Consider the following 287-nt stretch of genomic DNA (forward strand, 5'->3'; position numbering starts at 1 on the left):
CCGCTCGGCATATCGTCCAGCGCGGTGCCGCCGGCGCCGGCGACCAATTGCGTGGGCCGTTGCGAGGTGGGGCTGAAGAGCAGGAGCTGCGCCATATGCACGTGCCCCGCGATCACGACATCGAACACCGACGCCCGAGCCGGGAAACCGTTGGCATCGAATGTGGCGGTGGACCACTCGGCTGGTTGCCCGTCGCTGCCCGCGCCGATCGACCACAACGGCCGGTGCGTCAGGAGCCACGCCGGGCCGTCCCCTGCCAGCTCGATCGTTCGATCGAGAACCGGCGC

1 protein-coding gene is annotated in these 287 nt (G+C 70.0%); it reads right to left on the reverse strand.

The window, feature by feature from the left end:
- On the reverse strand, positions 1-287 hold a 287-nt coding region (locus tag J4G32_RS21155; RefSeq protein WP_210497673.1), incomplete at both ends, for a hypothetical protein.

This window comes from Microvirga antarctica (genome assembly GCF_017921815.1).
Classification (GTDB): domain Bacteria; phylum Pseudomonadota; class Alphaproteobacteria; order Rhizobiales; family Beijerinckiaceae; genus Microvirga; species Microvirga antarctica.